Origin of the sequence: Streptococcus infantis (assembly GCF_047463315.1) — a bacterium.
Taxonomy (GTDB): domain Bacteria; phylum Bacillota; class Bacilli; order Lactobacillales; family Streptococcaceae; genus Streptococcus; species Streptococcus infantis_AB.
Genome location: NZ_JASHEB010000003.1, coordinates 189,817 through 202,733, shown reverse-complemented (window position 1 = coordinate 202,733; position 12,917 = coordinate 189,817). Strand labels below are relative to the sequence as shown.

Genomic DNA, 12,917 nt, shown 5'->3' with positions numbered 1-12,917 from the left:
CCTGCTTCTAGAAATTAGAAAAAGCAGGAACATCCGGGGGAAGTTTTTGCCCATATTAAAATAAAATATAGCTAGCTACTAGCTAATTCAGTAAAAAGCGAAGAAATTCTTCGCTTTTTTATTAAGGATTAAGGAGATAAGCATGTTTGAAGTTGAAAAATGGCTTCATAGTCGGATTGGCTTGAATTTTAGATCAGGATTGGGACGGATGCAAAGAGCGGTGGATTTGCTGGGGAATCCTGAGCAAACCTATCCAATTATCCATGTGACAGGGACAAATGGCAAGGGGTCAACTATTGCTTTTATGAGGGAGCTTTTTGTTGCCCATGGGAAAACGGTTGGTACCTTTACTTCGCCCCACATTGTCAGCATCCATGACCGTATCTGTATTAATGGCGAACCCATTTCGGACACAGATTTCATTCGTTTAGCCGATAAAGTTAAAGCAATGGAGCAAAGACTTTTAGAAACCTACGATCAGCTCTCTTTTTTTGAATTGTTGACCTTAATTGCTCTAGTCTATTTTAAAGAGCAAGAAGTAGATTTGGTCCTATTGGAAGTTGGGATAGGTGGACTTCTTGATACTACCAATGTCGTGACAGGAGAAATTGCAATCATCACATCAATCGGTCTCGATCATCAGGAGACCTTAGGTGATAGTCTAGAGTTAATTGCCGAGCAGAAAGCAGGGATTTTTAAGTTAGGCAAGACAGCGGTTGTTGCCAATCTAGTACCAGAAGCCCAGCTCGTTTGTCAAAGGACAGCCACTGATTTGGGTGTAAGTCTCTACCAGGCTAATAAAGATTTTTCTTTCCGAAATGGGAACTTTTCTTCTTCTCTAGCTGACTTGTCCCGATTGAAACTGGGATTGGAGGGAACTTATCAGGAGGAAAATGCAGCTCTTGCCTTGCAAGCTTTTCTACTATTTATGGCACAAAGAGACGAGAAAGTAGATCAAGAAGCAGTACGTGCTGCCTTGCAAGCTACTAAATGGGCTGGAAGGCTAGAAGCTGTCACTGAGTACATCTATTTGGATGGGGCTCACAATTTACCAGCTCTAGAGCGTTTGGTTGAGTTTATCCAAGAAAAAATCCAGCAAGGGTATCAGCCTCAAATCCTATTTGGTGCCCTAAAGCGGAAAGATTATAGTGGGATGCTTACTTATTTAACAGAGCATTTACCTGATGTAGCTCTCTATGTTACGAGTTTTGATTATCAGGGTTCCTTGGAAGAACAAGACTTTGGAGATTATAGAAGTATTGCTTCATATCGAGATTTTATAGATAATTTTGAGAGTTCTGCAGGGGAGCAAGACTTGCTATTTGTGACAGGTTCTCTCTATTTTATATCAGAGGTTCGCGCTTGTCTTATGAAACAAAAGTCATTTGATTGACCCTCCTATCTTTATTTGTTATAGTAGGGGTGTGGTGGCTCAGCAGGGTTATTCTGATTTTAAGCCACTAAAAGAAAGGAGCCATTATGTCGCTAAAAAAATTCACACTTTCTCTTGCTTCTTTGGCAAGTCTTAGTCTCTTAGTTGCATGTTCACCAAAAGAGCAAGCAACTCCTTCAACTCAAGCAAGTACTAGTACGGAAGTAACGACTGCTCAGTCAGCAGAAATGACTGTTTCTAGTTCGACTGCTAGTTCAGTAACCAACATTGATGGGACCTATAAAGGGCAAGATGAGGGAGATAGCATTACTCTCATTGTTACTGGTAATACTGGAACATGGACGGAAGTAGAACCTGATGGCGATCAGGAAATTAAGAAGGTAACTTTTGAACCAGAAAGTCAGAAAGTCATCATCGGAGATGACGTCAAGATTTATGTAGCTGAGGAGAATCAAATAATCATCGATGACATGGACCGTGAGGTTTCTGATCGTATTGTTTTAAAAAAATAGATATTTTTAAGGATTTAGATCTAGTTAAAATAGATTCAAATCCTTTTTTATCGGTTTTTGGTATAAAAAACTCCATACTGTTAAGGTAGTTATTTTCTACCAAAAAGTATGGAGTGGATGGAGTTAAAGGAATCGTTCTTGTAAAAAGTGAGCAACTCCATCTTCTTCGTTGGTTAGTGGCAGCTGTTCATCAGCAAAAGAAAGTAGTGCAGGATTTGCGTTTTTCATAGCATATCCTCTACCTGCAAAGGATAGCATTTCTTGGTCGTTATGTTCATCACCAAAGGCAATCAGATTCTGTCTGTCTATATTCATGACATTGAGGAGGTATTCAAGAGCAAAGGCCTTGTGAACTCCCTTTGGAGTACATTCGAGGATGTTCAAAGGACCACCCCAAGTGTTAATATTGAGTTGATGCTTGTAAAAACGGTTCATCTCTTCTGCCAGTGCATATTTATCGTCGGCCCTAGTTTGTAATAAAATACAGTTAGGTCCCTTAGTCACTAAGTCAGACTTGAATTGATTTTCAGGGCGAAAGTTTTCAACACCAAACAATTTAGGATCTGCAATTTCCTTGTCTGGTGCTGTAATGTAAAACTTTTTACGGTATTCACCTGCGATAAAGTCTGCCTCGATATCCTCTTTTCGTTTTACGATATCCAAGAGATATTTTTTGTCCACAGTAAGGCATTTTTCATGTTGCCAAGCTCTACCAGGTAGGTGAGTGAGCGAACCGTTGAAGTTAATCATAGGAGTCTCAAGTTCAAGTTGGTCATAAAAATCTTTGGCCATACGATATGGGCGACCGGTTGCAATAATGACTTTGTGGCCTTTTTTAGAGATTTTTTTAATTGTTTCAATAGTAAAGTCAGAAAGTTTACTTTCAGAGTTGAGTAGGGTTCCGTCTAAATCAACGGCAATCATTTTTTTAGTCATAAAATCCTCCCGAATCTAGTTTCAGATAAGATGTTTTCTATTATATCAAAAAGCTAAGAGAAAAGCTGATAATAAGCAAAAACGAAAAGAATAATATCTGATAAGATTTTTATAATTCAAGAAAAACATCTTGAAAATATGAATGATTGATGATATAATAGTCATATTGTTCGTAAAATGACAAAGGAGATTAAAAATGGACAAATTATTTAAACTAAAAGAGCACGGGACAGATGTCCGTACAGAGGTTCTTGCTGGTTTAACAACTTTCTTTGCAATGAGTTATATTCTCTTTGTAAACCCTCAAATGCTTTCACAAACAGGAATGCCTGTTCAGGGTGTATTCTTAGCAACAATCATCGGTTCTGTTGTGGGAACTTTGATGATGGCCTTCTATGCTAACTTGCCATATGCTCAAGCCCCAGGTATGGGACTTAACGCCTTCTTTACCTTTACAGTCGTATTTGGGATGGGTTATACTTGGAAAGAAGCTCTTGGGATGGTCTTCATCTGTGGAGTTATTTCACTGATTATTACATTGACCAATGTTCGTAAAATGATCATTGAGTCTATTCCTACAACACTTCGTTCAGCAATTTCAGCTGGTATTGGTGTTTTCCTTGCTTATGTTGGTATCAAGAATGCTGGCCTTTTGAAATTCTCAATTGACCCCGGTACTTATACTGTAGCAGGTGAAGGAGCAGATAAGGCTCAAGCGGCTCTTACTGCAAACTCAGCAGCTGTTCCAGGTTTGGTAGATTTCAATACTCCAGCTGTATTAGTAGCTCTTGCAGGTCTTGCTATTACGATCTTCTTTGTTGTTAAAGGTATCAAAGGTGGGATCATCCTTTCTATCTTAACAACGACAGTCCTTGCTATTGCGGTTGGTCTTGTTAATTTGTCAGGAATCGATTTTGCTAGCAACAATCTTTCAGCAGCAGTTAACGATTTAGGTACCTTGTTTGGTGCTGCTCTTGGATCAGAAGGTTTAGGATCTTTGATTTCAAACACGTCTCGCTTACCAGAAACCTTGATGGCCATTCTTGCCTTCTCATTGACAGATATTTTTGATACTATTGGTACTCTTATCGGTACAGGTGAAAAAGTTGGTATCATCGCTACAAGTGGTGAAAACAATGAATCAGCTAAATTAGATAAAGCTCTTTACTCTGACTTGGTGGCGACATCAGTTGGTGCCATTGCAGGTACTTCAAACGTTACAACTTATATTGAGTCAGCAGCAGGGATCGGTGCTGGTGGACGTACTGGATTGACAGCCTTAGTTGTTGCTATCTGTTTTGCCCTATCAAGCTTCTTTAGCCCACTTCTAGCGATTGTTCCTTCAGCTGCGACAGCACCAATTTTGATTATTGTCGGAATTATGATGCTCTCTAACTTGAAAAATATCCCTTGGGACGATATGTCAGAAGCAGTTCCAGCCTTCTTCACTTCTATCTTTATGGGATTCAGCTACTCAATCACACAAGGGATTGCCGTTGGTTTCTTGACTTATACTTTGACAAAGATTGTTAAAGGTCAAATCAAAGAAGTGCATGTCATGATTTGGATTTTGGATGCTTTGTTCATCTTGAACTACATTAGCATGGCTCTTAACTAATGATTAAACCTAAAAAAAGATGGAGGGAACTCCTCTTTTTTTATTAGTGGAGATATCACAAAAGAAAACTTTTTGGTATAATAGTAGCATGCACACAAAAAATGAAGATGAACTCATTGCTCTTGGACAAGAGCTCGGCTCTCTGCTAGAGAAAAATGATGTATTGATTTTGACTGGTGAATTAGGTGCTGGAAAAACCACATTTACAAAAGGTCTAGCTAAAGGACTAGGGATTCATCAAATGATCAAAAGTCCTACTTATACCATTGTTCGAGAATATGAAGGACGCCTACCCTTATATCACTTGGATGTTTACCGCATCGAAGGAGATGCAGATTCAATCGACCTTGATGAATTTCTTTTTGGTTCAGGTGTGACGGTTATTGAGTGGGGACACCTATTAGGTGAGGCTCTTCCAGCCGACTATCTGGAATTAGAAATTCTTAAAGATGGTGAGGGCCGTGAAGTTGTCTTTCATGCTCATGGTCAACGAGCAACAGAACTCTTGCAGAGGTTGACAGATGGAGTATGATTTATTAATTCGTGAAGCAGAAGCCCAAGATGCTACAGAACTTATTGCACTTTTGGATCAGATTGGTCATGAATCTAGTTTTACCAGTCTGGATGAAAATGGAATTGCAATGAGTGAATCTGAGATGCAGCGTTTTATTAACAAGCAGGCCCAGTCGGATAATCAGATTACTTTACTAGCTTATTTGAATGAAGAACTAACAGGCTTAATCAATATAACGGCTGATCAACGTCCGCGAGTTCGGCATATTGGGGATATCTTTTTGGGTATCAAAAAAGCCTATTGGGGAAATGGTCTCGGTAGTATCTTGATGGAAGAAGCTATTGAGTGGGCCCAATCGAGCGGAAGTATTCGACGCTTACAATTGACAGTTCAAAAACGAAATCTGGCAGCTGTTCATCTATATAAAAAGCTGGGCTTTATCATAGAAGGATTACAGGAACGTGGTGCTTGTATAGAGGGAGGAGAGTTTCTTGACGTTTACCAAATGGGTCGACTGATAGACGAATAAAGGTATGGTAAAAAAAATAATTGGAATGTTTTTAGGCTTTGTTCTTGTGACAGTGCTTGGTGTGGGAGCTTATGCCTATACTATCTACCAACAAAGTACACAGACTTTAGCCAAAACTTATAAACAAATCGGAGAAGAAACCAAGGTTATCGAGGCAACTGAACCATTGACAATCCTATTGATGGGTGTAGACACGGGGAACGTTGAGCGTACAGACCCATGGGCAGGAAATAGTGATTCAATGATCTTGGTAACAGTGAATCCTAAAACCAAGAAAGTCGTTATGATGAGTTTGGAACGTGATATTCTGACACAAATCCAACAACCAGATGGTAGTGTTAGAGAAGCTAAACTCAACGCTGCCTATGCTGATGGTGGGGCAGAGCTTGCCATTTCGACCATTCAAAAAATGATGAATATCCATATCGACCGTTATGTGATGGTCAATATGCACGGTCTTCAAAGAATGGTTGATGCTGTCGGAGGTATCACAGTAAACAACACTCTAGGTTTCCCAATCTCTATCCAAGACCAGGAACCATTTAACACGATTTCTATCGGTGTTGGGGAACAAACCCTAAATGGTGACGAGGCGCTCGTATATTCACGCATGCGCTATCAGGATCCAGAGGGAGACTACGGTCGTCAGAAACGTCAGCGCGAAGTTATCCAAAAGATTGTTGAAAAAATTCTTAGTTTGAATAGTGTCAGCCACTACCAAGAAATTTTGAAGGCACTTAGTGATAACATGCAGACAAATATTGAGATTACAGCAACAACAATCCCTCAGTTGATGGGCTACCAAGATTCCTTTAAGAATATTGAGTCTCAGCAATTGCGTGGAGAGGATGCAATGATTGATGGGACATCTTACCAAATCGTGACATCTGAGCATATGTTAGAGATGCAAAATCTTTTACGTCGTTCATTGGATAAGCCAGAAGTTACCGAATTGGAGACAAATGTAGTCTTGTATGAAAATATTTATGGGCGTTTACCACAAACAACTGGTTCTGTCGCAGATCAAGAACAACAAGGCCAACAAGAACAATAAGAAATGAAAATTAAAATCGTAGGAATTTTCCTGCGATTTTTTCAAAGAAATCCGAATAGATAGGTAGGAGGAAAAAATGAAAGCGGAAATCATAGCTGTTGGAACAGAGATTCTAACAGGTCAAATTGTCAATACCAATGCTCAGTTTTTATCTGAAAAGTTGGCTGAAATCGGTGTTGATGTCTACTTCCAAACGGCTGTAGGAGATAATGAATCTCGTCTCTTATCCTTGTTGGAAATTGCTAAGAATCGTAGCAATCTGGTTATCTTAACAGGAGGATTGGGACCGACAGAGGATGATTTGACCAAACAAACCTTGGCCCATTTTCTAGGGCGTGATTTGACTTTTGATGCTCAAGCGCAGGCTAAACTAGATGACTTTTTTGCTCATCGACCGGACTATGCCCGAACTCCAAATAATGAACGCCAAGCTCAAATCGTTGAGGGTTCAATCCCGCTACCTAATGAAACAGGACTAGCAGTCGGAGGTATGATTGAGGTGGCTGGCGTGACCTATGTCGTCCTACCAGGGCCACCAAGCGAACTAAAACCCATGGTTTTAAATGAATTGCTTCCGAGATTGACAACTGGAGCTAAGTTGTACTCACGTGTGCTTCGTTTCTTTGGCATTGGCGAGAGCCAGCTAGTAACGATTCTGTCGGATTTGATTGAAGAGCAGACAGATCCAACCTTGGCCCCTTATGCAAAAACGGGAGAAGTGACTCTGCGTTTGTCTACCAAGGCTACTAGTTCAGACGAGGCTAGCAATGCCTTGGATAATATAGAAGAAAAAATCCTTGCACGTCAGACTTTTGAAGGGGTTGCTTTAAAGGATATCTGCTATGGTTATGGTGAGGAAGCGAGTCTAGCTAGTGTAGTTGTTGAGGAGTTGAAAAAGCAGCATAAAACCATAACGGCTGCGGAAAGTTTGACAGCAGGGCTTTTTCAAGCAACTTTGGCAGACTTTTCGGGAGTGTCAGCTATCTTTAAAGGTGGTTTTGTCACTTATAGTCTGGAAGAAAAGGCTAAGATGTTAGATATTCCACAAGTAGAGTTGGAAAAACATGGAGTTGTTTCAGCCTTTACGGCGGAAAAAATGGCAGATCAGGCACGGCTTAAAACTCAATCAGACTTTGGAGTTAGCTTGACAGGAGTGGCTGGTCCGGATAGTCTAGAAGGGCATCCTGCTGGTACAGTTTTTATCGGTTTGTCTCAAGTATCAGGCACAGAAGTTGTTCAGGTCAATATAGCTGGAAGAAGCCGAGCAGATGTTCGTAAAATTGCAGTCATGCATGCTTTTAACTTAGTTCGCAAAGCTTTATTAAGTGACTGACTTTTGATATAATAGAAGAAGGTTCTTAGAATCATTAAAATATAGGAGAACAAAATGGCGAAAAAACCAACAAAAAAATTAGATGAAATTGGGAAAAAATTTGGAGCTGATCGTGAAAAAGCTTTGAATGATGCTCTTAAATTGATTGAAAAAGATTTTGGTAAGGGTTCAATCATGCGCTTGGGTGAGCGTGCAGAGCAAAAAGTGCAAGTGATGAGTTCAGGCTCTTTGGCACTTGATATTGCACTCGGTTCAGGTGGTTATCCAAAGGGGCGTATCATCGAAATCTACGGTCCAGAGTCATCAGGTAAGACAACAGTTGCCCTTCATGCTGTAGCGCAAGCACAAAAAGAAGGTGGAATTGCAGCCTTTATCGATGCGGAACATGCTCTTGACCCAGCCTATGCAGCAGCTCTTGGGGTTAACATTGACGAATTGCTCTTGTCACAACCAGACTCAGGTGAGCAAGGTCTTGAAATTGCAGGGAAATTGATCGACTCAGGTGCGGTTGACCTTGTGGTTATTGACTCAGTTGCAGCTCTTGTACCTCGTGCGGAAATCGATGGAGATATCGGAGATAGCCACGTTGGTCTTCAAGCACGTATGATGAGCCAAGCTATGCGTAAACTCGGTGCTTCTATCAACAAGACAAAGACAATTGCTATCTTCATCAACCAGTTGCGTGAAAAAGTAGGGGTTATGTTTGGAAATCCAGAAACAACTCCTGGTGGACGCGCCCTTAAATTCTATGCTTCAGTCCGTTTGGATGTGCGTGGAAGTACACAAATCAAGGGAACTGGTGATCAAAAAGATACGAACGTTGGTAAAGAAACTAAGATTAAAGTTGTGAAAAACAAGGTGGCTCCACCGTTCAAAGAAGCTCTTGTTGAAATTATGTATGGTGAAGGGATTTCTAGAACTGGTGAACTCTTGAAGATTGCTAGTGATTTGGATATTATCCAAAAAGCAGGTGCTTGGTACTCATACAAGGGTGAAAAAATCGGACAAGGTTCTGAGAATGCTAAGAAATACTTGGCAGATCACCCAGAAATCTTTGATGAAATTGACCACCAAGTTCGTGTTCAATATGGTTTAATTGAAGAGGAAGAAGGTTCTAAAGCAAGTGCAGTAGCAGCTGATGCAGATTCTAACCAAGAAGTAACACTTGATTTGGGCGATGCTCTTGAAATTGAAATTGAAGAATAAAAAAAGTAGCAGTTTTACTGCTACTTTTTTTATTTCGTGTTGACTAGTGGTCACTAAAGCGTCGGTATTCGATACGAAAGTCGAAGTAGTTCTCTTCTTGCAATTTTTGAAAGATGTTCCGATAGGCCTCTTCATCAAAGTGGTCGCCACGATAGAGAATTTCGAAACTCATTCCCTCGTATTCCAAGAAGGCGTTGGCAGTTTTAAAGCCATTTTGTAAGTAAAAGTCCATGCGGGATTTTCTTTGTTCAGGATTGTCACAGTCTTCGTCTAATCGCTCCACTTCAAGAATCATGGTACGCTGGTAAAAATCAATGAGTTTTTCAATGATTTCTCTCCCGTACCCATGACTGCGGAGATGGGGCATAATGGCAAAGAAACTAATGTAGAAAGCTTTTTGATTAGAAATGGCAAAAGCGAAGCCGACAAATTCATCTTCGTTGTAAAAGGCGAAAAAGTGGGCGTCATCTCTATCCTGGTAACTTAAAAATTCCTCCAAAGAGACGCGTTCTTCTTCAGGGAAGGCCTCCTTGTTTAATTGTTCCACTTTCTCAAGGTCTGGGAATACATCTGTAATTAACTGACTTGTTAAGCTCATACATACCCTCCTTTTCTGTCACGATTATACCAGATTATTTACATATAGGCAACGCTTTCTTAAGGGAACTCCCTTGTTCCTCAACTTGAAAGCTGATATAATAGCCTTATGAATAAAAAATCAACGGTGGACTTGATTCATGGGTCCATTCTTCCTTCACTGATTAGTTTTGCATTACCGATTTTACTGTCCAATATCTTTCAGCAACTATACAATACAGCTGATATTTTGATTGTTGGGCGTTTTTTGGGCCAAAATTCCTTGGCGGCAGTCGGAGCTACGACAGCCATTTTTGATTTGATTATTGGTTTTGCTCTCGGAGTCGGAAATGGGATGGGAGTTGTTATTGCTCGACTTTATGGCGCTCGTAATTTCACAAAGATTAAAGAGGCTGTCGCAGCGACTTGGATTTTAGGTGCAATCCTGAGTGGTCTTGTGATGTTGATGGGTTTCTTCGGTCTTTATCCGCTCTTACAATATCTCGAAACACCTGCAGAAATCCTCCCCCAATCCTATGAATACATCTCTATGATTGTCAGCTGTGTGGGAGTTAGCTTTGCCTATAATCTCTTTGCAGGATTACTACGCTCGATTGGTGATAGCCTTGCAGCGCTTGCCTTTCTTATCTTTTCAGCCATTGTTAATGTCATTTTAGATTTGTATTTTATTACACAACTGCAATTGGGGGTTCAGTCTGCAGGTCTTGCAACCATCATCTCGCAAGGTTTGTCCGCTATTCTCTGTTATTTTTATATCCGAAAGAGTGTTCCAGAGCTTCTTCCAAGCTTGAAGCACTTCAAATGGAACAAGGCTCTCTATGTTGATCTCTTGGAGCAGGGACTAGCCATGGGGCTGATGGGTTCAATCGTCTCTGTCGGAAGTGTCATCTTACAATCCTCTGTTAATGGCTTTGGAGCAGTTATTATCAGTGCCCAAACGGCAGCACGTAGAATTATGGCTTTTGCTCTATTGCCAATGACGGCAATTTCGGCTTCTATGACTACTTTTATCTCTCAAAACTTTGGGGCAAAACGTCCAGATCGTATCGTCCAAGGTCTTCGTGTAGGGAGCTATTTGAGTATGGCTTGGGCAACCTTTGCTTGTGTGTTCCTATTTTTTGCAAGTCCTAGCCTAGTTTCTTTCTTAGCGAGTTCAACAGATGGTTACTTGATTGAAAATGGGACCTTGTACCTACGTATTAGTTCTGTTTTCTATCCATTTTTGAGTCTTTTATTGATTTATAGAAATAGTTTGCAGGGCCTCGGTCAAAAACTCTTACCCCTCATATCTAGTTTTATCGAGTTTATCGGGAAAATTGTTTTTGTCGCTTGGATTATTCCTTGGGCAGGTTATACAGGTGTGATTCTATGTGAACCACTACTTTGGCTTGTTATGACTGCACAGCTTTATATCTCACTCTCTCAGCACCCTTGGATAAAAGAAGGCAAGAAAATCTTGGCAGTCGGTGGAAAATCCTAGCTTCATTTATAAAAGAAAAATCCATTTCCTCTAGTGAAAATCAGCTAGACTTGTGTTATAATAAGAAAGATTAAAATGTGAAAAAAGGAGATTCCTAATGGGACGTAAATGGGCCAATATCGTAGCCAAGAAAACGGCTAAAGATGGTGCTAACTCTAAAGTATATGCAAAATTTGGTGTAGAAATCTATGTAGCAGCTAAAAAAGGGGAACCAGATCCAGAACTCAACACTGCTTTGAAATTCGTTATCGACCGTGCTAAACAAGCGCAAGTGCCAAAACACGTTATTGATAAGGCTATCGATAAAGCAAAAGGAAACACAGACGAAACATTTACAGAAGGTCGTTACGAAGGTTTCGGACCAAATGGTTCAATGCTCATCGTGGATACCCTGACTTCAAACGTCAACCGTACAGCTGCCAATGTACGTGCTGCCTTTGGTAAAAATGGTGGAAACATGGGAGCTTCAGGTTCAGTATCTTACCTCTTTGACAACAAGGGTGTCATCGTATTTGCTGGTGACGACGCTGATGCTATCTTTGAACTCTTGCTTGAAGCAGATATCGATGTAGACGATGTAGAAGCAGAAGAAGGAACAATCACTGTTTATACAGCTCCAACTGACCTTCACAAAGCTATTGTGGCTTTGCGTGAATCTGGTATCGAAGAATTCCAAGTAACAGAACTTGAGATGATTCCTCAATCAGAAGTTGAGTTGTCAGGTGAAGATTTGGAAACATTTGAAAAACTTTACAGCGTTCTTGAAGACGATGAAGACGTACAAAAAATCTACACAAACGTAGATGGATTCTAATAGAAAAGCGAACAGGCTTAATAGCTGTTCGTTTTTTTGTTATGTTAAACTTTCACTCCATCATCAGTTTGCTCTTTTCTATCCAAGCCTAGGGAAAATTTACGGATAAGAAGAAACTGGCCGTTTTCCTGCTTTGCGAAAGTGAGTACGACTGTCTTGGTGTTTGAACCGAGGGATAGATAGGTGATTTTCTTAATGTCGTAGTCACCTGAGGTTGACTCAATTTCAGAATCTGGTAGTCCATGCTTGCTGATGATATCTTTGTAGTTGGAGCCGCCTTTTCCTCTGTTTGCAGTGTCTCCCTCTATCAAAGCATCAAACTGTTCCTGAGTCCAAGAGAAGGTATCAGTATCTTCGATATCCTCTTCATCATGATCCTCGTCTGGCCTATAATCTGGTAATTTTCCAAATTCCTCATCTTCTGTTAAAGAGGTCAGACTTCTGTATGGGTGTCGAAAGTTTTTAGCCAAGTCAGTAAAGACACCAGAAGGTAATACTTGCGTCATTAAGACAAGAAAAATGGATAGAATACCTAGGCTTGTTCCGATGATAGCCAATATTTTACGATTTTTGAGATTAAGGCCAATACCAAAAACTCCTAGGGCTATAGCAATAATGGCAAAGAAAAAGGCTAGAATGCTAATGATTGGTAGCCAGGAACCAAGAAGGGCCAAGGCTCCAAAGATAATGGCAAAGATTCCTAAAATTTTCTCTTCTTTATGTTTCATTTGTGAGTTTCTCATTTCTAGTCAGGCTAAGATTTTCTCCGTGTGAGATAGTGTTTATTATAGATAAAATGAGAACTAATGTCAATTCTAAATAAAATAGTTCTCGTAGAAACTTTTTTTCTTGACATCTTATTTGAAAATGATAAAATAGTTCTCATGGAAACTTAATTGTTCTCTAGAGAACTATTTTTTATTTAGAAGAG

The 12,917-nt window shown here is 40.1% G+C and carries 13 protein-coding genes; 10 read left to right on the top strand and 3 right to left on the bottom strand.

Going from position 1 to position 12,917, the window contains the following annotated elements; genetic code table 11:
* Positions 1-142 precede the first annotated feature (142 nt).
* Positions 143-1,393, top strand: coding sequence for a bifunctional folylpolyglutamate synthase/dihydrofolate synthase (locus QM857_RS04695; RefSeq protein ID WP_414275224.1), 1,251 nt, complete (start codon positions 143-145; stop codon positions 1,391-1,393).
* 86 nt (positions 1,394-1,479) lie between these two features.
* A complete protein-coding gene (locus QM857_RS04690; protein ID WP_414275223.1) occupies positions 1,480-1,905 on the top strand; it encodes an SP_0198 family lipoprotein in 426 nt (141 codons plus the stop codon).
* A 123-nt stretch (positions 1,906-2,028) separates the two neighbouring features.
* Here the strand turns inward: QM857_RS04690 and QM857_RS04685 are convergent, their stop codons facing one another.
* Positions 2,029-2,841, bottom strand: a complete 813-nt coding sequence (locus QM857_RS04685; RefSeq protein ID WP_414275222.1) for a Cof-type HAD-IIB family hydrolase — start codon at positions 2,839-2,841, stop codon at positions 2,029-2,031.
* 196 nt (positions 2,842-3,037) lie between these two features.
* Between QM857_RS04685 and QM857_RS04680 the strand changes: the two genes are divergently transcribed.
* From QM857_RS04680 to recA, 6 genes are all read left to right on the top strand, one after another.
* Positions 3,038-4,459, top strand: a complete 1,422-nt coding sequence (locus tag QM857_RS04680) for an NCS2 family permease (protein ID WP_195183424.1) — start codon at positions 3,038-3,040, stop codon at positions 4,457-4,459.
* A gap of 88 nt (positions 4,460-4,547) precedes the next feature.
* Positions 4,548-4,991, top strand: coding sequence for a tRNA (adenosine(37)-N6)-threonylcarbamoyltransferase complex ATPase subunit type 1 TsaE (gene tsaE, locus QM857_RS04675; RefSeq protein WP_414256431.1), 444 nt, complete (start codon positions 4,548-4,550; stop codon positions 4,989-4,991).
* On the top strand, positions 4,981-5,502 hold the full coding sequence (locus QM857_RS04670) for an N-acetyltransferase family protein (protein WP_414275221.1): 522 nt from the start codon (positions 4,981-4,983) through the stop codon (positions 5,500-5,502). Before tsaE ends, QM857_RS04670 begins: the two co-directional genes overlap by 11 nt.
* A 4-nt stretch (positions 5,503-5,506) precedes the next feature.
* Complete coding sequence (gene brpA / locus QM857_RS04665; protein WP_414275220.1) at positions 5,507-6,556, top strand: biofilm formation/cell division transcriptional regulator BrpA; 1,050 nt, start codon at positions 5,507-5,509, stop codon at positions 6,554-6,556.
* A 76-nt stretch (positions 6,557-6,632) separates the two neighbouring features.
* Positions 6,633-7,889: a competence/damage-inducible protein A gene (locus QM857_RS04660; protein ID WP_414275219.1), complete on the top strand. Its 1,257-nt coding sequence runs from the start codon at positions 6,633-6,635 to the stop codon at positions 7,887-7,889.
* Between the two features lie 54 nt (positions 7,890-7,943).
* A complete protein-coding gene (gene recA, locus QM857_RS04655) occupies positions 7,944-9,095 on the top strand; it encodes a recombinase RecA (RefSeq protein WP_414275218.1) in 1,152 nt (383 codons plus the stop codon).
* Positions 9,096-9,138: 43 nt separating this feature from the next.
* Here recA and QM857_RS04650 read toward each other — a convergent pair whose 3' ends face one another.
* A complete protein-coding gene (locus QM857_RS04650) occupies positions 9,139-9,693 on the bottom strand; it encodes a GNAT family N-acetyltransferase (protein WP_414275217.1) in 555 nt (184 codons plus the stop codon).
* 108 nt (positions 9,694-9,801) lie between these two features.
* Here QM857_RS04650 and QM857_RS04645 point away from each other — a divergent pair, with 108 nt between their 5' ends.
* Both QM857_RS04645 and QM857_RS04640 read left to right on the top strand, forming a co-directional pair.
* Complete coding sequence (locus QM857_RS04645; RefSeq protein ID WP_414275216.1) at positions 9,802-11,172, top strand: MATE family efflux transporter; 1,371 nt, start codon at positions 9,802-9,804, stop codon at positions 11,170-11,172.
* 97 nt (positions 11,173-11,269) lie between these two features.
* Positions 11,270-11,986, top strand: coding sequence for a YebC/PmpR family DNA-binding transcriptional regulator (locus QM857_RS04640; RefSeq protein WP_414275215.1), 717 nt, complete (start codon positions 11,270-11,272; stop codon positions 11,984-11,986).
* 44 nt (positions 11,987-12,030) lie between these two features.
* On the opposite strand, the gene QM857_RS04635 is transcribed toward QM857_RS04640, so the two are convergent.
* Entirely contained in the window at positions 12,031-12,714 is a 684-nt protein-coding gene (locus QM857_RS04635; protein WP_414275214.1) for a hypothetical protein, read from the bottom strand.
* Positions 12,715-12,917: the final 203 nt, after the last annotated feature.